Below are 24,012 nucleotides of genomic sequence, written 5' to 3' on the forward strand. Positions count from 1 at the left end.
CCGGATATGGAAGAAGGACAACTTTTCCCAGCGACTACTCTGCTGATAGTGTGGTCAATTTGTCGAAGCGGCCGTCTGTTTGCGCCGCGTCGGCCAGCGGCAGGCTCAGGCGGAACACGGCGCCCCGGCCCGGCGCCGAGTCCACCGCGATGCTGCCGCCCATCAGGACCGCCAGGTGGCTGGCGATGGCCAGCCCCAGGCCCGCGCCGCCGTGCGCGCGGCTGGGCCGGTCGTCGGCCTGCGAGAACTTGTCGAAGATGGCGGCCTGCTGCGCGTGCGCGATGCCGATGCCCGTGTCGCATACCTCGATGCGCAGCTGGCCGGCGTGGCGCGCCACGCGCACGTCGATGCGCCCGGTTGGCGTGAAGTGCAGCGCGTTGTCGAGCAGGATGGCGAGCAGGCGCACCAGGCGCGGGCGGTCGCAAACGATGTGCGACGGCGTGTCCGCGGACGCGCTCCAGGCCAGCCCGACGCCCTGGTCCGCCGCGCGCTGGCGGAACGGCGCCAGCGCCTGGGCCAGCACGCCGGCCAGCGGCTCGGGCGCGCACCTGAGCCTGAGCTGGCCGCCCTCGAGCGCGCTCAGTTCCATGGTCGCCTCGACCATGGCCAGCAGCTGGCGGCCGCTGGCGCGTATGGCGTGCGCATGGCCGGCCAGGTCCGGCTGCGGCTGTTCCAGCAGCAGTTCGGAAAAGCCGAGAATGCCGTTGAGCGGCGTGCGCAGCTCATGCGACATGTTCGACAGGAAGCGCGACTTGGCTTCGCTGGCGGCGATGGCTCTGGCGCGGCTGTCGATCAGGCGCCCGATCAGCAGCACCAGCGCGGCCCACGACAGCACGATCAGTGCGCTGGTGACGGTCGCCATCAGCAGTGCCTGGTCGCGGCGCGACACGTAGTCGGTCAGCACCGTGTCGCGGTCCAGGCCGATCAGCATGTACAGCGGGTAGTGCGCGAGTTTTTCAAACGCGTAGTAGCGCAGGGCGCCGTCGACGGGGCTGCGCAGCAGGAAGCTGCCGCGCGTCTTGCCGCGCATTTGCGCGAACAGTTCGCTGTCGCCCACGTCCTGGCCGATGGTGTTGACGCTGCCGACGCGGCGCGCGCGCATCACGCCATCGGTGCCGACGAGGGCGATGGAACTGTTGTTGCCCAGGTCGACCTCGTCGTACAGGCGCGTGAAGTAGTACGGGTCCATCGATGCCACCACCACGCCCTTGAAGCTGCCATCGGGGTGGTTGATGCGCCGCGTCAGCTGGATCGACCATTTTTTCGAGACGCGGCCCAGCACGGGCTTGCTGATGTACAGTTCGCCGCTGTCGCCGTGCACGTGCACCTGGAAGTGCTCGCGGTCGGCCAGGTTGGTGGGCTTGAACGGCTTGCTCGTCAGTACCGTGTCGCCCCGCTCGTCGACGATGGTAAACAGGTTGTACAGGGGGCCGGGATTGAGCCCCTGCTGCAGGTCGGTGACGATGTCGAGCCGGTCGCCCAGCGCGTTGTAGCGGCCGCGCAGGTAGGTGACGGCCTGGTCGGCCCCCTCGATGGTGCGGATCGCATGTTCGTCGAAGACGCGCGCCATGCTGCGCGCCTCGCGCCGGGCATCGGCGACGGCGCCGTCGTAGGCGTGCGCGAGTTGCAGTGCCGTCACGCCCCACAGGCCGGCCAGCAGCAGGGCCACGAAAACCGACAGCACGATGCGCGTATCGAGCCGTTCCCAGGGAATGGCCCGCCATTGCAACGGTAGTTTGATATGGTGCCGCATGCCGCCTCCCGCAGTGTTTATTCCATGACCATGGTCGCGTATGCGGTCGATGGCATGGCGTGCACTTCATTGCAATCAATTATACCGAATATAAATGATTTCATCGATTAAATTGATTTTTATGTGGAAAGTGTTGCAATCGATCCAAATGGCCCTGTTTCAGCCTGTCGCCGCCCGGCGTGCCAGCCAGTGTTCCACCATGTCGCGCAGCTGCGCGGCCGTAAAGGGCTTGGACAGGTAGTCATCCATGCCGGCATCGACACAGCGCTGCCTGTCATCGTCGGTGACGCCGGCCGTCAGCGCGATGACGGGCGTGCGCGCGCCGCCGCTGCGGGCCTCGCGCGCGCGCAGCGCCTGGCAAGCGTGGTAGCCGTCCATGACGGGCATCATGCAATCCATGAGCACCAGGTCGTAGCGCTGCGCGGCCAGGGCCAGCAAGCCCAGTTCGCCGTTTTCCGCCGTGTCGATGGCATAGCCGCGGCCGGCAAGCTGCAGGCAGACCAGCTGGCGGTTCAAGGCCGTGTCTTCGACCAGCAGGATGCGCGCTTGCGGCGGCGCTTCCGGCGTCGTGTTCGTCTGCATGTGCATCTCCTCTCCAGGTTCGGGCGGCGCCGGCGCGGTACTGGACACCGGCGCCACGGCCGTGGCGACGCCGCACGGGATGCGCACGGTGAAGCGGGAGCCGGCGCCGGGCGCGCTGTCGCAGGCGATGTCGCCGCCCAGCAGTTCGGCCAGGTGCTTGCAGATGGACAGGCCCAGTCCCGTGCCGCCATACGCGCCGCTGATGCTGTCGTCGGCCTGGCAATAGGGCTGGAACACGCGCCCCAGCTGCTCCTGCGTCATGCCGATGCCCTGGTCGGCGACGCTGAACACGAGGACGGCGGTGTCTCCGCCGGCCGGCGCGTCGGGCGCCAGCTGCAGGCGCAGCGTGACTTGCCCCGCTGCGGTGAACTTGACGGCGTTGTTGAGCAGGTTGCCCAGTATTTGCGCGATGCGCGTGCGGTCCGAGCACACCTGCGGCGGCACGTCGGGGGCGACTTCGGCGGCCAGGCGCAAGCCTTTCTTGTCCGCCTGCGCCTGCTGCAGCACGAGCAGGTCGTCGAGCAGCAGGCGTGGCGCGAAGTCGCGCAATTCGATGCCCATCTGGCCCGCCTCGACCTTGGACAGGTCGAGGATGTCGTTCAGGATATGCATCAGGTCGTGCACGCCATTGCTGACGTTGGCCGCATAGTGGCGCTGCGTCGCATCGAGCGGGGTTTCCAGCAGCAGCTCGGCCATGCCGGCGATGCCGGCCATCGGCGTGCGGATCTCGTGGCTCATGATGGCCAGGAAGCGCGACTTGGCGGCGTTGGCCGCTTCCGCGCGCGCCTGCAGTGCCAGCGCCATCGCCATGTCGCGCTCGCGGCGCCGCAGCAGCGCCATGATCAGCGCCATGGCCAGGCTCACCACCAGCAGGCCGACCAGCGCCGCGCCGCCCATGGTGCGCAGCATGCGGCGCCAGCCGGCCAGGTAGACCTCGTCCGTGATGGTCACGTTGATGGCCAGCGGATAGTCGCGCACCAGCCGCACGCCGGCCAGGCGATTGACGCTGCGGCCCTGGTCGGCCGCGCGCGGCAAGTCCACTTGCAGCACGCCATGCGTCTTGCCCTGTTCCAGCAGGCGGTAGGTGCTGCCCGTCAGGTTGCGCTTGCCCATCATGGCGGGCACGGCGGGCCAGCGGGCCAGTAGCGTGTAGTCGCTGCGGTACAGGGAAAAGGCGGTGTTTTCGCCGATGCTGCTGTTCTGGAAGAATTTGCTGAAGAAATCGCACGACAGGCCGACCAGGACCACGCCCAGGAAGCGGCCGTCCGGCCCGCTGATGCGCCGGCTGATGTAGAAGGTCCAGGCGCCGTTGCCCTTGTTTTGCACGGGGGCGCTGACATGCATGCCGCCGTCCGGATGGCGGCGGTGGTAATCGAAGTAGTCGCGCTCGCCCAGGCGGATCGGTGGCGTGGGGTAGGCGCGGCTGAAGGCCAGCACGGCGCCGTCGCTGCCGACGATGGACACCACGTCGACCTGCGGCACGCCGCCGATCTTGTGGCGCAGCATCTGGTGCGTGGCAGGCGTGTCGATGGCGGCGGCCAGCGCCGCCGCATCGGCGGGCGCGCCGGCCTGGATCTCGCTGCTGACGCTGTCGAGCACCAGGCGGGCCGCCGTCATGCTTTGCGCCGTGCTCTCGGCCAGCAGCAGCGACAGCTTGGACAGGTCCTGTTTCCAGTCGTCGACGGCTTCGCGGTACAGCAGCACGCCGGAGATGATGATGCACGCCGCCAGCAGGCCCACCAGCGCCAGGCCCGCCACGGCCGCCGTGGCGCGTGGCCGATAGCGGTGAACCAGGCGCAGGACGGCCCGGCGCGCGTTCATGCCGGCGCGCCCGTGTAGTCGTTCATGCTGCGGCGTACTTCCTGTTCCACTGCGCCGAGCAGCGCCGCCGTTTCATCGAGCCAGCCGGGCGCCGCCACGCCCTGGTGGCGCACCAGCTGTTCCAGCGCCGCCAGGCGCGCCGTCAGCGCGCGGGCGCCCAGCAGGGCCACGGTGCCGCGCAAGGTATGGCAGCTGTGCACGATGGCTTGCATCGCGCCGCCCCGCACGGCCTGCTCCACGCGCGCGTACATGGCCGGGGCGGTGTCCAGGTAGGTCTGGGACAGGGCGCGGAACATCTGCAGGTCGTTGCCCGTGGCCTGGAACAGCACGGCTGGATCGATGTGGCGATAGGCTTGCATGGGGACTCCGGGACGGTGGTGGCGCCGGACTAGGCGGCCAGGCTGTTGCGCCGCGCATGGCCGGCGCAGCAGGCGCGCAGGTAGCCGCGCAATTCGTCATAGTTGACGGGCTTGGAAAAGAACACCACGCCGGGCGGCACGCCGCCGCGCTCTTCCAGTTCTTCCGGCGTCAGGCTCGACAGCATGGCGATATGCATGTCCGTCAGCAGCGGGTCGGCGAGGATGGTGCGTATCACTTCGTAGCCGTCGATGCCATCCATGACGATGTCGGCCAGCAGGATGTCGGGCTGGTCGCGGGCGATTTCCATCAGCGCCTGGTAGCCGTTCTCGCAAAAGCGCAGCGCGGCCTGCAAGCCCCAGGAACCGATCTGCTTTTCATACAGCGCGCGCTCCATGGGATTGTCCTCGATCACCAGGATCGACGGCGGACGGCCCGACGGCGCCTGGCGCGCAGGGCGCGCGGCGCGCAGGTCCTGGCCGGGGCCGCCCTTGTAGGCTTCCACGGCGGCCAGCGGAATGCGCCGGTGGCCGCCCTTGGTCTTCCAGGCCTCGATGACGCCGGCCTCGACCAGTTGCTGCACCGAAGTGACCGAAATGCCGAGGATTTCGGCGGCCTTTTGTGTGGTGCAAACGTCAGCTGTGTGCATGGTGTCGTCTTTGTAGGGTTGGTTTGGTATGTATGCCAATGATACGCATGCACCGTAGAAAAATCAAATCCAACAAATTAGGTGAATTCACTAAAAACATGCCGCGTGGTGGTGCGCGCTCGCCTGCATCGCCCGCATCGGGGCGGCGTACGGGGCCTGGCCACGCAGGTTTTGCCATTCCGTCCAGTCGGCGTTGCTGTGGCGCAGCAGCGTTTCCAGGCGTTCCGCGTCCAGTCCCAGCGCCCGCGCGGCGCCGATGGCGGGCCCACGCTGTCCCGCGCCATTGAGCAGGATCAGGTCGGCGATGGCGGAGGCCAGCTTCAGCAGCCAGGCGAGGTTGCTCAGGCGCCCGGCCAGTCCGCAACCGGGAGGCGCTGCATGGCACAGCACCGCATCGCACAGCAGTTCGGGCATGCCCCAGCCCCGCATCAGCATGCCCGACAGGGCCAGTTGATGGTGGCCGAAGCGCCGCGCCTCCTGCTGCAGCAGGCCGGCGGGGGCGCCGCCGCCGTGCTGCCGCAGCAGTTGCGCATACGCCTGCGGACGCAGGCTGGCCAGCGCCAGCTGGCCGCTCCTGGCCAGCAGGCCGCAGGTGAACAGTTCATCGGCTGGCGCCAGCCGCAGCGCGTCGCCGACCAGGCGCGCCGCGCACGCCATGGCCAGCGCATGCGCCCAGTAGCGCTGCTGGTCGAAGCCGTCGCACGGCGCGGGCGCGGCGGCCGGGCCGGCGAAGGCCTGGCGCAGCGCGGGCAGGCCGATGCTCGCCAGCATGGCGCCGTTGACGGCCGCATGGCTGCGCTGCCGTGGTGCCAGGGCGGCGTTGGCCAGGCCGATCACCGTGCCGCTCATGGCGGGATCGCTGCTGATCTGTTCGGCCAGCTCGTCGAGCGGCACCTGCTGCTGGCACAGCTGCTGCAGCTTGCGGCGCTGCCAGGCGGGCGAGGGCAGGATGGCGCCGCCCTGCAGCGCGCTCAGGTCGATGTGCTCGTTCATGGCAGGCTTTCCGTATCGCTGTGATTGTCCGTTTGTGCCGGCAGGTACTGCAGCCGCGTGACCGCGCTCGACAGCACGTCTAGCGCCACCAGCAAGTCCGCGTGCAGGCGGCGCTGCATCTCGATATCATCGGCGAAGCCGGCGTTGACGGCGCGATGCGCCAAGGCCTGCAGGGGGCCGAGACCCATGGCGGCGCTGCCGTCGAGGATCTCCTGCGACAGCAGGCGTGCCGGCGCCGTGCGCCCGCAGCGCAGCGCATGGGCGATGCCGGCCAGGCGGTCGCGCGTCTCCGAGACGAACAGGGTCAGGATTTCGCCCTGCAGGCGCCGGTCGTAGCCAAACATGGCATCGAGCCGGGCCTGGTCGAACGGCGCCATCTCGGCCGCTGCCGCCGGCCGGTCCTGCTGCGGCGGCGCCTGGTGCAGCGGGCGGGCGCTATCTTGCGCCGCCGGGGTGGCGCTGCGCTCCTGCAGCAACTGGCGCAGGTCCTGGTGGGGCGCGCCCGCCGCCTTGTCGCGGATGCGCTGGCGCCACTGGATGCGGCGCCACAGCAGGGCCGTCAGCAACAGCAGCAAGCCAGCCACGGCCAGCGCCGGGCGGACCAGGGTCGTGTCGTCGCAGCGGGCAAGCAGATAGGTGTGCAGGAAAGCGTTCATGGCCACACCTGCGCGCTGGCGTGGCGGCGGAAGGGAGCGGATGTCATCGTGATTCTCCTGTCAATGTCTGTCGTTGCCTGCGGCGTCGGGCGGAAATCAGAATTCTTCCCAGTCGCCGCCATCCTTGGCCGCTGCGCCGGCCCTGGTTTCCCGCTGCGCCGGCTTGCCGACCAGCGTCAGAGGCGCCGGCCGGCGCGGCGCCGGGCGGAGCGGGGCGGCTGGCGCCGCATGCAGGGGCGCGCGCGCAGGCGCACGCGCCGGGGCCGGGGCGGCCTGGCCCGCTTCCAGCTTGAACACGCTGACCACCTCGGCCAGCTTGGCCGCCTGTTCCTGCAGCGATTGCGATGCCGCAGCCGCTTGTTCCACCAGCGCCGCATTCTGCTGCGTGACTTCGTCCATTTGCGTGATGGCGCGGTTGATTTCCTCGATGCCCGTGCTTTGCTCGATGCTGGCGGCCGAGATTTCGCTGACGACGTCGGTCACGCCGCGCACCGTGTCGACCACTTCCGTCATGGCCGCGCCGGCCTGTTGCACCAGCTTGCCGCCTTGCCCCACCTGTTCCACGGAATCGCTGATCAAGGCCTTGATTTCCTTGGCCGCCTGGCTTGACCTCTGCGCCAGGTTGCGCACCTCGGTCGCCACGACGGCAAAGCCGCGCCCCTGTTCACCGGCGCGCGCCGCTTCCACGGCCGCATTCAGGGCCAGGATATTCGTCTGGAAGGCGATGCCGTCGATGACGCCGATGATGTCGACGATCTTGTTGGACGAGCTGTCGATCGCCTGCATCGTGCGGATCACGTCATTCATCACGTCGCCGCCGCGCGCCGCCTTGTCCGAGGCGCTGACGGCCATCTGCCTGGCCTGGCGCGCATTGTCCGCGTTTTGCCGCACGGTGGCCGTCAGTTCCTCCATGGCCGAGGCGGTTTCTTCCAGCGAGCCTGCCTGCTGTTCCGTGCGTGCCGACAGGTCCAGGTTGCCCGCCGCGATTTCACCCGTGGCCGTGCCGATGGTGTCCGTGCCGGAGCGTACTTCGGCCACGATGCGCACCAGGCTGGCGTTCATCTCGCCCAGCGCCGTCATCAATTGACCGACTTCATCGTTCGAGGTGGCCAGCACGGGCGTGCTCAGGTCGCCCTGGGCGATGGTGCGGGCCACGCCGATGGCCGAAGCGAGCGAGGCGACGATGCGCCGTGCCAGCACCAGGCCCATGCCTGCCACGAGCGCCGTCACGGCCAGCGCCAGCACGATGGCGATCCAGCGTGCGCTGCCGGCCGTGGCGGCACCCTCGGCCGCGCCTTTCCTGGCCAGGTCTTCATTGTATTTGTGGTGCGTGGCCAGGGCATCGATCAATTGCTTGATGATGGGCTGGTTTTCCATCAGCAAGTCGCGTGCCGCGTCCAGTTCGCCAGCCTTCGACAGCGCCATCACCTTGTCGCGCACCGTATCGTAGCGGGCCAGCACGGCACGGTCGGCGGCCAGCAGCGTGCGGTCTTGCTCGTCCGAAATATTTTCCTTTTCGTACTGCTCCAGCGCCTTGCCCACGGCCACCCGGGCCTCGGCGATGCCTGTTTCCAGCGCGGCGCGCTGGGCCGCATCCTTGCTGGCCAGGTGTTGCCAAACGGCCGTGCGCATTTGCGCGAAGGGCACGAATGCCGCGTTGAGGCTCAGCAGGCTGGGGACGGTATTGACGGTGGCGTAGCTGGCCGCCGTATACACGCGGTCCATCTGGTAGATGCTGGCCCCGGCCAGGGCCGCCAGGCCCAGGACGACGGAGAGGATCAAGGCGTACAGTCGTTTAGCGATGGTCATGGTAGGCGCCGCTCCTGCAATGGGGTTAAAAATCAAGTAAACATGCCTGCTGGGAATTCATGATGTTTATTTTACGCTATAAATTTGTTTTATTCGAGAAATTTGTTTTTGATTTTTATTTTATTGTTGTTTTCATTTTTCTTTGTCAAAATTCTCAAGCAAACACGGCGTGCCGCCGGCGGGCAGGGGTGTGCGCCTGTGTGGTTAAAAGCAACACCGCAAAAACAGGGTGTTCTCGCGTGTGCCACGCTTTGCCGATTAGTGAAAAAATGAAATTGCATTGATCGCCGTCAATCCGGTGCGCTGGCGCGTGCCGCCGACTTACCCTTGCAAAGGAGCATCATGACTGCCTCTTCCCGGCCTGGACCCTTGTTGCTGATCACCGCCGCCGTCTTCATCCTGCTGGGACTGGCGCTTGCCGGCGGCGGCGCCTGGCTCGCCAGCCTGGGCGGTTCCTGGTACTACCTCGTGGCCGGCATCGGCATGCTTGTCGCGGGCGTGCTGGTGCTCAAGGGGCGGCGCGGCGCCCAGCCTTTCCTGGCGCTTCTGCTGTTCGCCACCCTCGTCTGGTCCGTGATCGAGGTGAAATTCGACTGGTGGCAATTGCTGCCGCGCCTGGACATCTGGTTCGCCGCCGGCGTGTGGCTGCTGCTGCCCTTCGTCGACCGCCGCCTGGGCGCGTATGGCGCCAGCCAGGCGCCGGCCCGCGAGCCGGGCAAGACGGCCTTGCTGGCCGCCGTCGTGGCCACCGTGGCCGTGGGCGTGTTCGCGCTGTTCCAGGATTACCATACCTTGCACGGCGAAGTGCCGGCTGAAAACATGGCGGCCACGCCCGCAGGTGATATCGCGCCCGGCGTGGCGCCCAACGACTGGGCCGCGTATGGCCGCTCCGGCTATGGCGACCGCTATATGCCGGCCGCGCAGATCACGCCGGCCAACGCCGCGCAGCTGAAACAGGCGTGGGTGTACCACACGGGCGACTTCAAGGGGCCGGACGACCCGGGCGAGATCGCCAACGAAGTCACGCCGCTGAAAGTCAATGGCATGCTGTATCTGTGCACGCCGCATAACATCGTCATCGCGCTGGACCCGGACACGGGCAAGGAACTGTGGCGCCACGATCCGAAGATCAACCGCGACGCGTCAAGCTACCAGCACATGATCTGCCGCGGCGTGGCCTACTGGGACGTCAACGCGGGCCGCGCCAAGGGCGACCCTGCGCCCGAGGCGGCCGGCATGGAGTGCCCGCGCCGCATCTTCGCGCCCACCATGGATGCGACCTTGATCGCCGTCAATGCCGATACGGGCGCAGCGTGCAAAAGCTTCGGCGAAAACGGCGTGATCGGCCTGTACCACGGCATGGGCATGAAGAAGCGGGGCTTCTTGATGCCGACGTCGCCGCCGGCCGTGGCGCAAAAGGTGGTGGTGATGGCCGCCAGCGTGACGGACAATTTTTCCACGGAAGAGCCGTCGGGCGTGATCCGCGGCTACGATCCCGTCAGCGGCAAGCTGCTGTGGAACTGGGATGCCTCGAACCCCGACGACACGGCGCCGATTGCCGATGGCAAGACCTATACGAACAACTCGCCCAATTCCTGGGGCGTGTCCAGCGTCGATGAAAAGCTGGGCATGGTGTATATACCCATGGGCAATGAAACCCCGGACACCTGGGGCGGCAAGCGCAATCCGAATGGCGAGAAATACAATAGCGCCATCGTCGCGCTCGATCTTGCCACGGGGAAAGTGCGCTGGGTCTACCAGACCGTGCACCACGATATCTGGGACATGGATATCGGCGGCCAGCCCACCCTGGTCGACATCGACACGCCGACAGGCAAAGTTCCATCGGTCGTGGCCACCACCAAGCGCGGCGACATCTATGTGATCGACCGGCGCGATGGCAGCCTGGTCGTGCCGGCGCCGGAAAAACCCGTGCCGACCGCCAACGCGGCCCCTGGCGACCGCCTGTCGCCCACGCAGCCGTTCTCGGCCCTCACTTTCTTGCCCGAGAAACACATCAGCGAAACGGATATGTGGGGCACGACGCCATTCGACCAGCTGGCCTGCCGCATCATCTTCCGCCAGCACCGCTATGAAGGGCCGTTCACGCCGCAAACGGTGGCCGAAGGCAAGATCAAGGGCGCCATCATCTCGCCGGGCCCGCTCGGCATCTTCGAGTGGGGCGGCGCGGCCGTCGATCCCGTGCGCCAGCTGTTGCTCGTCAATCCCGACTACATGGGCTTTTTGGAACGCCTGGTGCCGCGCGCGCAAGCCAATGCGAAGGGCGGCACGGGGTCGGAAATGGGCTTGCAGCCGCAGACGGGCGTGCCGTTCGCCGTGGAAATCAAGCCCTTCCTGTCGCCGCTGGGTTTTCCTTGCCAGGCACCGCCATGGGGCTATGTGGCCGCCGTGGACTTGCGCACGATGAAAAAAGTCTGGATGCACAAGAACGGCACCACGCGCGACAGCGCCCCCGTGCCCATCGCCTTGCCGCTGGGCGTGCCCAGCCTGGGCGGCATGAGCACCACGGGCGGCGGCGTGGCCTTCCTCAGCAGCACGCTCGATTACACCATCCGCGGCTACGACGTGCGCAACGGCAAAACCGTCTGGCAAGCCCGCCTGCCTGCCGGCGGCCAGGCCACGCCGATGAGTTATGTCTCCGACAAGACGGGCAAGCAATATGTGGTCGTCATGGCCGGCGGCCACGGTTCGCTGGGCACGAAGATGGGTGACAGCCTGGTGGCGTTTGCCTTGCCGGACGAAGCGACGAAGGAGGCGGGGAAAGCAAAGTAATTGCGTTTGCTGCGGTTCCGCCACTGCTGGCGGCACCGCAGCATAATTACTTGCCGGGCTGGCGAGTTTTTAAAGTTGCATGTTGCTTATAATAATGTCGTTTGTTAGACTCGGGACCGGACTCATATCGCCCATCCTGTGACTTATTCAATGAATACGACGACCTTTTCGCTAATGACAGCAGTACTACTTTCCGTTGGTGCTTGTTCTCCTAAAGCACCGAATGCCGAACTCGACGCGGCGAATAAAAAGATCGCCGCGCTGGAAGCCGAGCTGGCGGTTGAAAAGGCAAAAAACGTTCCAGTTTCTGCAGCCGTCGCCGACACAGTGGTTGCGGGAAAACAGTGGACTTATGACGTGAGTGAGGACAAGATGGATGGCGGCACGACTTATTTCGCCAACGTGTATAGCACCAATGCCGTCAATTTTGACTTCCCCTACAGCGGATTACAAAACGCCAAATTGACTTTGCGGGCAGGATACCGTCAAGCTAAAGATGTGATTTTCTCGATCAGAAAGGGACAGATATTATGCCCCTCCTATCAGGATTGCACGGTGCTGGTGAGATTTGATGATGAAAAGCCCGTCAATTATGCCGCGGCGGCGCCTGCTGATAATAGTTCAGATACGATTTTCTTCCGCAATTATGAGAAATTCCTGGGGAAACTGCAAAAAGCGAAACGAGTACGCATTGCCGTGGATATTTTTCAGGAAGGCGCGCCCGTATTTGAATTTGATGTCAGCGGATTTGACCGTCAGCGATATCAGCCCAAGCAATAAATTCACTTCTTGATCAAAGGGCGTTGTCCGCAAATTCACTGCGGAAAACGCCTTTTTTATTGCGCCGCCAATCCCAGCTTCAAGCCCACCGGCTTGCCCGGCGCAGCCTCCGTCTTTTCCGGCGCCCCGGCGCCGACCCTGGCCGCCGGCGTGCCGTCCTGCTGCAGGGCCGCCAGGATGGCCGCGCTGCGCTGGGCGCCCAGTTTGCTCAAGGCATCGGCAGGCAGGGCCTGCTTGGCTTCCAGCTGCTGGCGCAAGCCGGTATAGAAGGCGCCTGTGTCGGCCACTTGCGGCTCGCCCTCGATCAGCTTGCCCAGGCGTTGCAGGACGGGGATCTTGGCCGCTGCCGGCGCGGAGGCGCTGGCCGATGCCGCCGCCGTGGCTGGTACGGCCGATTCCGCCGCCTTCTTTTGCTTGTCCAGCTCGGCCTTGCCGAAGCGTTCGCCGTACAGCTCGCGCAGGGCGCCCCGTATCTTGCGTTCGCCCAGGTTCAGCGGTCCCGGTTCTTCGCCCGCTTCCAGCTTGATGCCGGCCTTGGCGGCGACGGCGCGGCGCACGGCCTGGGCGCGCAGGGCGGCCCCGTCCGTGTCGCTGTACTGGCCCGGCACGGCCAGCTTCAGCTGTTCGCGCTTGGCGAGGATCTGTGCCACCTGCTTGAGTTTTTCCCGCTCGGGCGGCAGCAGCACGGCGCTGCCCGCATCGAAATCGATGGCTTCGAGCTTGTCGGCGCTGATGCCCAGCAAGCTGCCCAGCGCACGGAATGGCGCCGTGACGATCTTGGTCAGCACATTGCCCACGGCTTTCCAGATCAGGGCGCCATAGCTGAATTGCGGGTCGTTCATGTCGCCCGACACGGGCAAGCCGAGGTCGATGCGCCCGTCGCTATCCTTGAGGATGGCCAGTGCCAGTTCCAGCGGCAGTTTCAGGGCATCGGGACTGTCGATGCGCTCGCCCAGGGTCAGCTTGTCGAGCACGATCTGGTTGCTGCCGTCGAGCTGGCGGTTGCGCACCTTGTATTGCAAGTCCAGCGAAATCTTGCCTTCCGCCACCTTGTAGCCGGCAAACTTCATCGTGTACGGCGAGGCGGACACCATGTCGACGTTCTTGAACACCACGTTCAAGTCCGTATTGTCGGTCGGGGCGAAGGGATTGAGCTGGCCGCGTACGCGGGCCAGGCCGAATTCGTCGATGCGGCCATCGAGTTCGATCTGGCTGCGCGCATCGCGCTTGGTCGACAGGCCCGTGACGACGCCATTGAGTTCATAAATCTTCGCCGCGAACTGGGGCCGCAAGCTCAGGTCGGCGAAGTCCAGCTTGGCGTTCTGCAGGCGCACGCGGCGCACGCGCACGGGGAAGGCGGCGTCGGCCGCCGACGCGGTGGCGCTCGCAGGAGCGGGTGCCGTGGCCGGCTCGGGCGCCTTCACCAGCAAGCGCTGCGCGTTCAGGCTGCGGTCGTTTTCGATGATCAGCTGGGCGTTCGGTTCGACCACGCGCAGCTCGGGGATGTCGACAAAATCGGGGCCCACGCTGGCCGTCAGCTTGTCGGCGCGCACGCTTTTCCATGAGGCAAAACGCTTGCCATCCGTTTCATTGAGCACGAGGCCGGCGATATCCACGCCGCCCTCATAGCGCACTTTCGGCGCCTTCGGCGCGCCGCCGCCCGTCGTCAGGCGGCCGCTGCCGGAGAGAGTGCCGCCCGCCAGCTTCAGCTTTACATGCTGCGCCAGCAAGGGTTGCACGGGCGCCAGGGCCAGCTGTTTCAAATTCAGTTGCGCATCGACGGCACCCGTGCCCGGCACGAACTTGCCCTTGGCCGTCAATACTCCGCCTTCGCGCAGGCCCACGCCCAGCTCGAACGGCAGCGCCTGCTTCATATCGTTGCTGACCTTGTCCAGCGACAGGCGCGCATCTTGTAAGTTGCCCTTGATGCCCGTGCCCGCGTCATCGAAACGGGCGCCGAACTTGCTCAGTTCCACCTTGTCTATCTGGGTGGACCACGGCGCGGAAGGGGCGTCCTTGCCCGCGTCGGCCTTGCCGGAGGCAAACACGGGCAGTTTTTGCGCAATCGCAAAGTCTCCCTGGCGGTTGCGCGCCAGGTCGATCTGCGCGCCGCTGGCCGTCACGGCGCCCACGTGCACGCTATGTGCCGCCAGGTCGATCTTGCCTTCTGTAAAGCCCAGTTGGGCCAGCTTGAACGGCGTTTGCGCACCGCGTTGCATGGCCAGATCGGCCAGTGCAAAGCTGGCGCCGTCGATCACGGTGGCCATGCCCGCCGGCCCCTGCTGCAAGCCCAGTTGCAGTTGCAGTTGCAACTGTCTTGCACTCAATTGCAGGGCGGGCGAGACGGTTTCATCGATGGCGGAGACGTCCACATTGGCCAGCGCCAGCTGTTTCAAATCCACCTTCCACTTGCCAGGCTTGGCTGGCGCGGCGGCCGGTGCTACAGGTTCGGGATTGCCGGGCAACATCAGGTTGGCCACGTCGATCTCGCCCTTGCTGTCGCGCCGCACGGCCACCTTGCCGCCGTACAGATTGATTTTATCCACCGTGACATTCTGGCGCGCCAGGTCCACGTTCACGCCGGCGATGCCCAGGGTGGACAGCGAGGTAAACGGTTCCCCTTTGCCATCGCGGACCAGCGCCAGGTCGCGCAAGGCCAGGCCCGCGCCCTTGACGGTCGCTTGCAGCGCACCGTCGGCATAGGAAAAGGCGTAGGGCAGGCGGGCCGACAGCTTGCCGCTGGTCACCGTCGCGCGCGTGTACGCCTTCAAATACGCGGCCAGGCCTGGCAGGGAAGCGTCGTTCAATATCAGTTCGCCGTCGCCACGAATCGGGCTGAGCGAGGCCGTGCCGCGCCAGTGCAGCTTGCCGCCGCGCGCCGCGTCGGCGCTCAGGCTGTAGCTGCCGTTGGCGTCGGGCAGGGTCGAGATATTGTCGAGCGTAAAGTTGATCGGCGTGAAGTTATCGGCATAACCCGCCTTCTGGTCTTGCCAGTCCACTTTGCCTTGTTCCAGCGCAAAGTGGGCGATGACGAGGCGCGGCATGCCGCCCTCGCTCTTGTCCGGGTGCTTGCGTTGCCAGGTGGCCAGCACTTCGGCCAGGTTGAACTTGCCGTCCGGCGTGATGGTCAGCTGGGCCTGCGGCGCCGTGATGCGGATTTCCGCCAGGCTCCAGGCGCGGCGCACGATGGATTTCCACTCGAGTTGCACGGCCAGGGCGCCGATGGACAGCAGCGGCGCGCCGCCCTGGCCATCGGCGCCGGGTGCTTCCTTGAAAGCGATCTGGTCCGCTTCCAGGCGCAAGGTAAACGGGTTGAAGCGCACGTCGGCGATGCTGGCCTGGCGCGCGAGTTCTTTTTCTGCAAATGTGGGCAACTGGTGCTTGATGACGTAGGGCACGAGCCAGAAGCCGGCCGCGCTGTAGGCGGCGAGGGCACAGCCGATGCCGACGGCCCAGCGCTGCCAGCGTTTCCAGCGAAATGTTTTCGTCTGCACGCTTTTGTTGTCGATTGTGTTCACGAACTTACCTTTTGATCTTGTTGGGCGGCGCGTCCTGCGCGCCGTGACTGTCAGTATGCCTCTTTGCGGCCTCGTCTGCAAAATCCAAACGTGTTCAAGTGACAACAGGCGCCACGGTGGCCTTGTTTCTTGTGTAAAACTCACACAAACTCACTCTTACTTGATAATGATTCTCATTATCGGTATCATGCGCGCTAACCGTAAGTTTCCATTCGTACATATTTTCTCATTGAAAGTCCGATGTCATGCCTGTCGTTTCTCCTCGTACCCGCTTGCTTCCAGTCGCCGCCGCCCTGTCGCTGGCCTTCGCTTCCCATGCGGCCCATGCCGCCAGCGGCCAGGACGACTTGACGGCTGGCGATGAGAAAGTCATGCAAGCCGTGCAAGTGACGGGCGCCCGCGCGCAAGGCCTGGTGCCCGTGACCACGGAAGCGGGCAGCTTTCGCGGCGCCAACATCATGGATGTGCCGTCGACCGTCAACGTGATCACGCGCGCATTGCTGGAGCAGCAAGCCGTGTCCGGCCTGTACGACGCCGTGCGCAATACGGCCGGCGTGACGCGCCAGCAGAATGGCGGCGAAACCTGGGATCAGTTGGTGATACGCGGCATCGCCGTGGAAAACCGCACGAATTACCGCCTCAACGGTTCCATGCCCATCATGAATTTCTCGCAAGTGGCCATGGAAAACAAGGAGAGGGTGGAAGTGCTCAAGGGCGCCTCGGCCCTGTACTACGGTTTTACCTCGCCGGCCGGCGTCGTCAATTTTGTCACCAAGCGGGCCGGCAGCCAGCCCGTCACCAGCGTGGGCTTGAGCCTCGATGACCGGGGCAGTGCCGTGGCGCATGTCGACGTGGGCCGCCGTTTCGGCGCGCAGCAGGAATTCGGCGTGCGCATCAACGCGGCCGGCGGCACCCTGGGTTCCTACCTTGATCATGTCGGCAACGGCAACCGCAGCTTTCTCTCCACCGCGCTGGACTGGCGCGTGACAAATAAACTGTTGTTGAAGGCGGACCTCGAGTACGACCGCCGCAAGGTGACGGAGCAGGCGGGCGTGGCCTTGCCGGCCGCCGTGAAAGGCGTGATCAGCCTGCCGCGCGCCGTCGATCCGCGCCAGCTGATCGGCCCCGACTGGTCGCATTTCGAGGCGCAGACGAAAAACGCGCAATTGCGCGCCGACTACGCCATCACGGATGGCTGGGCCTTGACGGTGGAGGCGGGCCACTCGGAAACGGCGCGCGACCGCCGCCTGGCCATCTTTCGCCTGAATAACGCGGCGGCCCTGGCCACGGGCGCGGGCCGCATCACGGGCAATATCCAGCACAGCGTGACGGCGTCGGATCTGCTGCGCGCGGAACTGGCCGGCAATTTCCACACCGGATCGATTGCCCATGAACTGACCCTGGGTGCCTCGCGCACGGACAAGTCGCAAGACCCTATCTACCAGAGCAACTACACGATCGCTTCGCAAAACCTGTACAAGCCCGTGCCCGTGACGACTGTCGTGTTCGGTCCCAAGCCGGCCATGCCCACGACGGCCGCGCTGGAAACGCGCGACACGGGCTTGTACGCGCTCGACCGCATGGTCTTCAGCCCGCAATGGCAAAGCGTCATCGGCGTGCGCCGCAGCAGTTATCAGAGCGACCAGGGCGCCAGCCATTACGACGTCAGCAAGACGACGCCGATGGCCTCCTTGATCTACAAGGCCACGCCCCAGCTGTCGTTCTACGCCTCGACGGCGCGGGGGCTGGAAGAGGGAGAGACGGGCCCGACCGGCACCGTCAACCAGGGCGTCAAGATGGCGCCCGGCGTGAGCAAGCAGAAAGAGCTGGGCGCGCGCTGGCTGACGCCGGGCGGCACCTTGCTGTCCGCCGCCTTGTTCGACATCACGCGCCCCGGCTACTACACGAATAGCAGCAATGTCTTCACGTCGGATGGCGAACAGCGCTATCGGGGCCTGGAACTGTCGACCCAGGGCAAACTGACGCGCCAGCTGTCGTGGCAAACGTCGGCCCAGCTGCTCGACCCCAGGTTCGCCAACATCAACGCCGATTACAACGGCAAGGCGCCGGAAAACGCGTCGAAGCGCACGGCCAGCGCCTTCTTGTCGTATGCGTTGGACGCCGTGCCGGGCCTGTCCGTCAACGGCGGCGCGTATTACTACAGCGCGCGTCCCGTCAACGACCTGAACCAGGCTTTCCTTGGCGGCGTGAGTCTGTACAGCGCGGGCGCCCGCTATGCGAGCCGCGTGATGGACAAGGCTGTCGTGTGGCAGCTGAACGTGGAAAATGCGGCCAACAAGCGCTACTGGGCCGGCGCGGGCACGCGGCTGGCATCGGGCGCCCCACGCGCCATCAAGCTGAGCTTGAAGGTGGATTTGTAAGCCAGGCTTGACCTGCGCCCTGTGCGCAGGGGCCTTGCGCTGATACAATGTTGCCATGTTCATCAGCAAAGGCAAGGCCGGCATCGTCCTGTGGATCGCGTGTATCGCCATCTTCCTGGCCACGCTCGCCCCTACGGTGTCGCGCGCGCTGACGGTCGCCAGCGGCCTGGCCGTGCCCAGCCTGGAAATCTGCTCGGTGGCGGGCGGCATGAACATGTTGCCCGCAACATTGTCCACGGACGCGCCCGATCCCGATACTTCCAAGGGCAGCATGCGCATGGGCGATTGCCCGTGCTGCAGCATGCATGCGGACACCTTGTCGCTTCCGCCTACCTCGCTCGTGCTCGCGTCAGGCGAACTCATCACGGGCTTGCTGCCCGAACTGTTCTACCAATCCGCCACGCCCCTGTTCGCCTGGACGCCCGTCCAGCCCCGTGGCCCGCCCGCCGCTTTCTGACCTGTCCCTTATCCTGAACTGCCTTGCGCCGCGCGGCCATGTGCTGCGCTTGCGGCCGTTCGTCTTACCCATACAGAATCTGAAAGCAGCACCATGAAACATGTACCGTTCTTGATTTCCCTCGCCCTCGCCATGCCCGCCGTGGCGCAAACCAGCAATGAAGCAGGCACCACCGTCTTGCCCGAGATGAAAGTCATCGTCACGGCCATAGGCGACGGCTACCGTCCCGCCGCCGACACGGCGCTCATGCTCAGCAGCACGCCAGGCTACAGCGTGGCGGCCGGTGGCGGCGTGTCCGGCTTGCCTGTTGTCAATGGCTTTGCCGATGACCGCCTGAAGATTCGCATCGACGGCATGGAATTGACGTCCGCCTGCGCCAATCATATGAATGCGCCGCTGTCCTACATTGATCCGCAACAGGTGCAGCGCATCCGCCTGATCGCGGGCGTGACACCCGTCAGCGCGGGCGGCGACAGCATCGGCGGCACCATCGAGGTGCAATCGATGGCGCCCGTCTTCGCCCGGCCCGGCGCGCCGCTGCTCACGCAAGGCAGCCTTGCCGTGTCCGGGCGCAGCGTCAACAACAGCGTGGCGACCAGCGTGCATGCCACGGCCGCCAGCGACAGCTTGAGCATCGGCTACAGCGGCGCCTATACGCGCGGCCACAGCTATGAAGATGGCCACGGCAACAAGGTACTGGCCAGCATGTTTGAAAGCATCAACCAGGCCATCGTGCTGGCGGCCAAGGGCGATGGTCAGCAGCTGACCCTGCGCGCCGGCGTGCAGCACATCCCGTACCAGGGCTTCCCCAACCAGTACATGGACATGACGGACAACCATGGCCAGTTCGCCAACCTGGCCTACCAGGGCACGTTTGCCTGGGGCGTGCTGGACGCGCGCGTCTACTGGCAGCAGACGGACCACGAAATGGGCTTCTTCTCGCCCGAGCGCAAGGGTTCGATGCCGATGATTACGCATGGACGCAACACGGGTTACGCGCTGATGGCCAGCTTGCCGACCGCTGCGGGCGAGTTGCGCCTGGGCCAGGAGTGGCACGGTTTCCGCCTCGACGACTATTGGCCTGCCGTGCCCGGTTCCATGATGATGGGGCCGCGCACCTATCTGAACATCAACGATGGCAAGCGTGACCGCACCGTGCTGTTCGGCGAACTGGAAACGCGCCACGATGGTCGCTGGACGAGCGTGCTGGGCTTGCGCGGCGAATCCGTGCGCATGGACACGGGCGACGTGCAATCGTATGGCACCAACATGATGAACATGCCGGACCTGATGGCCGCCAGGGCCTTCAATGCGCGCAGCCGTAGCCAGCGCGACACGAATATCGATGCTTCGGCGCAAGCGACGTTTGTGCCGGACACGGCCAGCAGCTACGAATTCGCGCTGGCGCGCAAGGTGCGCTCGCCCAACCTGTACGAGCGCTACTCGTGGGGCCGCGGCTCGATGGCCATGACCATGACCAACTGGTTTGGCGACGGCAACGGCTATGTGGGCGATATCGACCTGAAACCCGAGACGGCGTACACGGCGGCGTTCACGGCCGACTGGCATGGCGGCGGCGAAGACGGCTGGTTCCTGCGCGTCAACCCGTATTACAGCAAGGTCGACAATTACATCGACGTCGACGTGCTGTCGTCTTTCCACCCGTATATGAAAATGGGCGCCAACGGCAATTTGCTGCGCTTTGCCAACCACGACGCCAAGCTCTACGGCGTGAATCTGGCGTGGCAGCTGCCTTTGGCGCGCAGCAGCCAATGGGGCAGTTTCATGGCGACCGGCAACACCGCATACACGCGGGGCAAGCGCAGCGATGGCGGCGATTTGTACCGCATGATGCCGTTCAACGCCTTGCTGGCCGTCGAGCACAAGCTGGGCGCCTGGAGCAGCCGCATCGAAGCGAAGATCGTGGCCCGCAAGGACAAGGTCGATGCCCGGCGCTTCGAACCGGAAACGGGCGGCTATGCGCTCGTCAACCTGCGCAGCAGCGTGGCATTGAACAAGATGGCCAGCCTGAGCGCCGGTGTCAGCAACCTGTTCAACCGCGCCTATGCGGACCCGCTGGGCGGCGTGTATTTGTCTGGCTTGAAGGCGAACGGCGGCGCGCTGCAAGCCTTGCCGGCCGAGGGACGGTCGATTGATGTGGGGCTGCAGCTGACGTTCTAACGGCAGTGGCGCCTTCCAGATGCCGATGCGGGAGGTGGAAGGCGCCTGCAGAACCCGCCGCGTCGGCGAAAGCCAGGTGTGCGTGACAATGTGCGCATGTTTCTTTTCGGTAATTTGTTATGCTCCATGGCGTCCCGTTTTCGGCGTTTGCCGGACAGGTGCGATAGCAAGGCTTGTTGCTATCGGTGGACAGGGTGCTGGCTCACAAAAAGGGTGTACATGATCGCGTTTAAAGATTTCCGTTCTACTACGTCGGGCAGTCCTCTGTCCGATGGCATCGACAGAGCGCTGGTGTTGGCCAATGAATGGCTGGCAAAAACAGGTGTGCGTCCTGTCAACATTGAAACCCTCACGGAAACCAGGGGCGTGGTGTCGATATTCCAGGTCGAGCGCGGCCTGCGCGTGTGGTATGAAGTGGGTTCCGTACCGCCGGCAGCGTAAGGAGATGGATATCTTCCCCCGCAAACCGCTTGGCGAAGATGCCGCCGCCATCGTGCTGTCCCTTGCTGTTGTCGCGTATATGGCATCCTTGTTTTTAACGGCAATCGTGGATTCCCACGAAGTCTTGCTGGGTGGGGGCGTATTATTGCTCGGCTGGCTAGGGCCGTTGGCCGGCAGTTTCGCCTGGTTTGCCAATCCGCTGCTTATTTTGGCCATGTACTTTTCGAAAGAGAAGCCCAGTGCCGCCATGGCGGCCGCCTTTTTTGGCTTTGCGCTGGCCCTGACTACCTTTGGCCTTAAAATAATTCCCAGTGATAACGGTTCCTACACGGTGCTGGGCTTCGGTGCCGGATGCTATCTTTGGCTGGCCTGTTTTCCAGCCGTGTTCATCGCCTCGCTCTTAAACAACAGAAAATCCAGGACCCTTGCTCCTGGCGAATAGTTCTGTTGCAGCAGAACAGGTGATCTCCCGTCACACATTGCCTGACCAAGCATCGTTTGCCAGCCGCGCCCCGATGCGGTCTAATCATGGTTTGTTCCTACACGAGCTTGCCATGCTGCCCACTCCCGCCATCGCCGCGCTGCGCGAAAAATTTCCCCTGATTACAGAATTGATGGCCTTGCAGCCGCTGAGCTGGTTCAATCCCGCCATCGCGCCGGCGGCCGAGGCCCTGGACGACGTGGGTTTGACGATGGCCGACGTGGCCGATGCCAGCGCGCGCCTGGCGCGCTTCGCGCCGTATCTGGCCAAGGCGTTTCCGGAAACGCAGGCCAGCGGCGGCGTCATCGAGTCGCCCGTCGTGCCGCTGCCCGCCATGCAGGCGGCGCTGGGTTTGGCGTCAGGCGTGACGAACGGTCAGCTATGGCTCAAGCAAGACAGCCATTTGCCCATTTCCGGCTCCATCAAGGCGCGCGGCGGCATCTATGAAGTGCTGAAACACGCGGAAACGCTGGCGCTGGACGCCGGTTTGCTGAAGGAGGGCGACGATTACAGCCTGCTGGCCAGCGACGCCGTGCGCGCCTTCTTTGGCCAGTATGCGGTCGCCGTCGGCTCCACGGGCAATCTGGGCTTGTCGATCGGCATCATGAGCGCGCGCCTGGGCTTTCGCGCCACCGTGCACATGTCGGCCGACGCGCGGCAATGGAAGAAGGATAAATTGCGCAGCCACGGCGTCACCGTCGTCGAATACGCGACCGACTACAGCGTGGCCGTGGAAGCGGGGCGCAAGCAGGCGGAGGGCGACCCGGCCTGCCACTTCGTCGACGATGAAAACTCGCACGATCTGTTTCTCGGCTACGCGGTGGCGGGCCAGCGCCTGCAAGCCCAGTTTGAAGCGGCCGGCGTCGCGGTGGACGCGCAGCACCCGCTGTTCGTCTACCTGCCGTGTGGCGTCGGTGGCGGCCCCGGCGGCGTGGCCTTCGGCTTGAAACTGGCCTTTGGCGATGCCGTGCACTGCGTGTTCGTCGAACCGACCCATTCGCCGTGCATGCTGCTGGGCGTGCACACGGGCTTGCACGAGGGAATCAGCGTGCAGGAAATCGGCATCGACAACCTGACGGCCGCCGACGGCCTGGCCGTGGGACGCCCGTCCGGCTTTGTCGGCCGCGCCATGCAGCGGCTGATCGACGGCTACGCCACCGTCACGGATGAAGAACTGTACCGCTTGCTTGCCTTGCTTGAGCAAACGCAAGGCTTGCGCCTGGAACCGTCGGCCGTGGCCGGTTTCGCCGGCATTCCTGCCGTGCTGGCCGCGCCGCAGTACCAGCAGCACCTGGACAAGGCCACGCACCTGGTGTGGGGCACGGGCGGCAGCATGGTGCCGGCGCAGGAAATGGCCGCCTACGTGGCGCGCGGGCGCGCCTTGCTGGCGGCCGGCGCCGCGTGATGCCGGCCAGGGCCGCGCTTGGGGCCACGCTGACGGCCGGCCAGTTCGCCAACCTGCACACCTTTCTCGTGGCGGCGCGCCACGCCAGTTTTGCGCTGGCCGCGCAGGAACTGGCGCTCACGCCCAGCGCCGTCAGCCACCGCATCGCCCGGCTGGAAAGCAGCCTGGGCTTGCGGCTGTTCCAGCGCCTGACGCGGCAAGTCAAGCTGACGGCCGATGGCGAGCGCATCTTTGCCGCCCTGCAAATCGGCTGGGACGGCTTGCAGGCGGCGCTGGCCGGCGGCGATGCGCTGGCGGGCAGCGTCACCGTGCATGCGCGCCCGTCCATCGCCCAGTGCTGGCTGGTGCCGCGCCTGGCAGGGTTCGCTGCGCAGTTCCCGGAGGTGTCGCTTGACTTGCGCGTGGGCAATGAAAGCGTGGACTTTCGCGCCGGCCAGGTCGACCTGGCCTTGCACTATGGCGATGGCCACTTTCCCGGCCTGGCATCGCGCAAGCTGATGGACGAATGGCTGGCGCCCGTCTGCAGCCCGCACTATGCGCGCGAACACGGCTTGCTGGAGGCAGCGCACAACTTGTCCGGCGCGACGGTGCTGCACGATACCCTGGCCTGGCCCGCCTGCGCGCCCGATGCCGAGTGGCGCCTGTGGCTGGACGGGCGGGCGCCCGAGGTGACCTTGCCTGCGCGCAGCCTGCGCTTCGACCGCGCCGACCTGTGCGCGCAGGCGGCCATCCACCACGCGGGCGTGGCCATGGGCCGGCGCCAGCTGCTGCAGCCGTGGCTGGACAGCGGCCAGCTGCTGCTGCCGTTCGGCGCTTTCGACTTGCCCAGCCCGCAGGCGTACTACCTCGTGCATGCCGCGCGGCCGCTGCCGGCCAGGGTGCAGGCCTTGTTCGACTGGCTGCTGGGGCAGGCTATTTGATACACTGCGCCCCTTGTTCAAGCACGCGCACGAAG

Annotated in this window: 17 protein-coding genes; 9 read left to right on the top strand and 8 right to left on the bottom strand. The window is 65.5% G+C overall.

All coding sequences use genetic code 11. From position 1 onward, the window contains the following. Positions 1-34: 34 nt before the first annotated feature. From AC3RCJ_RS14260 to AC3RCJ_RS14290, 7 genes are all read right to left on the bottom strand, one after another. Positions 35-1,753 (bottom strand): sensor histidine kinase, encoded by a 1,719-nt coding sequence (locus tag AC3RCJ_RS14260; RefSeq protein ID WP_492962616.1) that lies wholly within the window; start codon positions 1,751-1,753, stop codon positions 35-37. 159 nt (positions 1,754-1,912) lie between these two features. Then, a complete protein-coding gene (locus AC3RCJ_RS14265) occupies positions 1,913-4,156 on the bottom strand; it encodes a hybrid sensor histidine kinase/response regulator (protein WP_492962614.1) in 2,244 nt (747 codons plus the stop codon). Beyond that, positions 4,153-4,515: an Hpt domain-containing protein gene (locus tag AC3RCJ_RS14270; protein ID WP_492962612.1), complete on the bottom strand. Its 363-nt coding sequence runs from the start codon at positions 4,513-4,515 to the stop codon at positions 4,153-4,155. The genes AC3RCJ_RS14265 and AC3RCJ_RS14270 overlap by 4 nt, the downstream gene beginning before the upstream one ends. Positions 4,516-4,544: 29 nt before the next feature. Further along, positions 4,545-5,162: a response regulator gene (locus AC3RCJ_RS14275; protein WP_492962610.1), complete on the bottom strand. Its 618-nt coding sequence runs from the start codon at positions 5,160-5,162 to the stop codon at positions 4,545-4,547. Positions 5,163-5,252: 90 nt separating this feature from the next. Next, complete coding sequence (locus tag AC3RCJ_RS14280) at positions 5,253-6,155, bottom strand: HDOD domain-containing protein (protein WP_492962608.1); 903 nt, start codon at positions 6,153-6,155, stop codon at positions 5,253-5,255. After that, entirely contained in the window at positions 6,152-6,811 is a 660-nt protein-coding gene (locus AC3RCJ_RS14285; RefSeq protein ID WP_492962606.1) for a hypothetical protein, read from the bottom strand. The genes AC3RCJ_RS14280 and AC3RCJ_RS14285 overlap by 4 nt, the downstream gene beginning before the upstream one ends. 96 nt (positions 6,812-6,907) lie before the next feature. After that, positions 6,908-8,620 carry a methyl-accepting chemotaxis protein gene (locus AC3RCJ_RS14290; protein ID WP_492964438.1) on the bottom strand — a complete coding sequence of 571 codons (1,713 nt, stop codon included), beginning with the start codon at positions 8,618-8,620 and terminating at the stop codon, positions 6,908-6,910. Positions 8,621-8,962: 342 nt separating this feature from the next. Between AC3RCJ_RS14290 and AC3RCJ_RS14295 the strand changes: the two genes are divergently transcribed. Next, a complete protein-coding gene (locus AC3RCJ_RS14295; RefSeq protein ID WP_492964359.1) occupies positions 8,963-11,413 on the top strand; it encodes a membrane-bound PQQ-dependent dehydrogenase, glucose/quinate/shikimate family in 2,451 nt (816 codons plus the stop codon). 150 nt (positions 11,414-11,563) lie between these two features. Next, a complete protein-coding gene (locus AC3RCJ_RS14300) occupies positions 11,564-12,193 on the top strand; it encodes a hypothetical protein (RefSeq protein WP_492964358.1) in 630 nt (209 codons plus the stop codon). A 56-nt stretch (positions 12,194-12,249) separates the two neighbouring features. Here the strand turns inward: AC3RCJ_RS14300 and AC3RCJ_RS14305 are convergent, their stop codons facing one another. Further along, positions 12,250-15,711, bottom strand: a complete 3,462-nt coding sequence (locus tag AC3RCJ_RS14305; RefSeq protein WP_492964357.1) for a DUF748 domain-containing protein — start codon at positions 15,709-15,711, stop codon at positions 12,250-12,252. Between the two features lie 245 nt (positions 15,712-15,956). On the opposite strand from AC3RCJ_RS14305, the gene AC3RCJ_RS14310 reads away from it, so the two are divergent. The 7 genes from AC3RCJ_RS14310 (at position 15,957) to dsdC (ending at position 23,977) form a co-directional block, all read left to right on the top strand. Then, positions 15,957-18,092 carry a TonB-dependent siderophore receptor gene (locus AC3RCJ_RS14310; RefSeq protein WP_492964356.1) on the top strand — a complete coding sequence of 712 codons (2,136 nt, stop codon included), beginning with the start codon at positions 15,957-15,959 and terminating at the stop codon, positions 18,090-18,092. A 55-nt stretch (positions 18,093-18,147) separates the two neighbouring features. Then, positions 18,148-18,549 carry a DUF2946 domain-containing protein gene (locus tag AC3RCJ_RS14315; RefSeq protein WP_492964355.1) on the top strand — a complete coding sequence of 134 codons (402 nt, stop codon included), beginning with the start codon at positions 18,148-18,150 and terminating at the stop codon, positions 18,547-18,549. Between the two features lie 93 nt (positions 18,550-18,642). Further along, positions 18,643-20,730: a TonB-dependent receptor gene (locus AC3RCJ_RS14320; RefSeq protein WP_492964354.1), complete on the top strand. Its 2,088-nt coding sequence runs from the start codon at positions 18,643-18,645 to the stop codon at positions 20,728-20,730. A gap of 219 nt (positions 20,731-20,949) precedes the next feature. Further along, positions 20,950-21,171 (top strand): hypothetical protein, encoded by a 222-nt coding sequence (locus AC3RCJ_RS14325; protein WP_492964353.1) that lies wholly within the window; start codon positions 20,950-20,952, stop codon positions 21,169-21,171. A gap of 4 nt (positions 21,172-21,175) precedes the next feature. Beyond that, positions 21,176-21,613, top strand: coding sequence for a hypothetical protein (locus tag AC3RCJ_RS14330; protein WP_492964352.1), 438 nt, complete (start codon positions 21,176-21,178; stop codon positions 21,611-21,613). Positions 21,614-21,725: 112 nt separating this feature from the next. After that, positions 21,726-23,057: a D-serine ammonia-lyase gene (gene dsdA, locus AC3RCJ_RS14335; protein ID WP_492964351.1), complete on the top strand. Its 1,332-nt coding sequence runs from the start codon at positions 21,726-21,728 to the stop codon at positions 23,055-23,057. After that, positions 23,057-23,977, top strand: coding sequence for a DNA-binding transcriptional regulator DsdC (gene dsdC, locus AC3RCJ_RS14340; RefSeq protein WP_492964350.1), 921 nt, complete (start codon positions 23,057-23,059; stop codon positions 23,975-23,977). The genes dsdA and dsdC overlap by 1 nt, the downstream gene beginning before the upstream one ends. The last annotated feature ends 35 nt before the right edge of the window (positions 23,978-24,012 follow it).

This window comes from Janthinobacterium sp. GW822-FHT07H11, assembly GCF_058798615.1.

What these genes read in the sequence shown, in the direction of transcription:
- AC3RCJ_RS14295 (WP_492964359.1), top strand. Translation starts at nt 8,963, where the DNA reads ATGACTGCCTCTTCCCGGCCTGGACCCTTGTTGCTGATCACCGCCGCC.
- AC3RCJ_RS14310 (WP_492964356.1), top strand. Translation starts at nt 15,957, where the DNA reads ATGCCTGTCGTTTCTCCTCGTACCCGCTTGCTTCCAGTCGCCGCCGCC.
- AC3RCJ_RS14260 (WP_492962616.1), bottom strand. Translation starts at nt 1,753, where the DNA reads ATGCGGCACCATATCAAACTACCGTTGCAATGGCGGGCCATTCCCTGG.
- AC3RCJ_RS14320 (WP_492964354.1), top strand. Translation starts at nt 18,643, where the DNA reads ATGAAACATGTACCGTTCTTGATTTCCCTCGCCCTCGCCATGCCCGCC.
- dsdA (WP_492964351.1), top strand. Translation starts at nt 21,726, where the DNA reads ATGCTGCCCACTCCCGCCATCGCCGCGCTGCGCGAAAAATTTCCCCTG.
- dsdC (WP_492964350.1), top strand. Translation starts at nt 23,057, where the DNA reads ATGCCGGCCAGGGCCGCGCTTGGGGCCACGCTGACGGCCGGCCAGTTC.
- AC3RCJ_RS14315 (WP_492964355.1), top strand. Translation starts at nt 18,148, where the DNA reads ATGTTCATCAGCAAAGGCAAGGCCGGCATCGTCCTGTGGATCGCGTGT.
- AC3RCJ_RS14265 (WP_492962614.1), bottom strand. Translation starts at nt 4,156, where the DNA reads ATGAACGCGCGCCGGGCCGTCCTGCGCCTGGTTCACCGCTATCGGCCA.
- AC3RCJ_RS14280 (WP_492962608.1), bottom strand. Translation starts at nt 6,155, where the DNA reads ATGAACGAGCACATCGACCTGAGCGCGCTGCAGGGCGGCGCCATCCTG.
- AC3RCJ_RS14330 (WP_492964352.1), top strand. Translation starts at nt 21,176, where the DNA reads ATGGATATCTTCCCCCGCAAACCGCTTGGCGAAGATGCCGCCGCCATC.
- AC3RCJ_RS14300 (WP_492964358.1), top strand. Translation starts at nt 11,564, where the DNA reads ATGAATACGACGACCTTTTCGCTAATGACAGCAGTACTACTTTCCGTT.
- AC3RCJ_RS14290 (WP_492964438.1), bottom strand. Translation starts at nt 8,620, where the DNA reads ATGACCATCGCTAAACGACTGTACGCCTTGATCCTCTCCGTCGTCCTG.
- AC3RCJ_RS14275 (WP_492962610.1), bottom strand. Translation starts at nt 5,162, where the DNA reads ATGCACACAGCTGACGTTTGCACCACACAAAAGGCCGCCGAAATCCTC.
- AC3RCJ_RS14285 (WP_492962606.1), bottom strand. Translation starts at nt 6,811, where the DNA reads ATGAACGCTTTCCTGCACACCTATCTGCTTGCCCGCTGCGACGACACG.
- AC3RCJ_RS14270 (WP_492962612.1), bottom strand. Translation starts at nt 4,515, where the DNA reads ATGCAAGCCTATCGCCACATCGATCCAGCCGTGCTGTTCCAGGCCACG.
- AC3RCJ_RS14325 (WP_492964353.1), top strand. Translation starts at nt 20,950, where the DNA reads ATGATCGCGTTTAAAGATTTCCGTTCTACTACGTCGGGCAGTCCTCTG.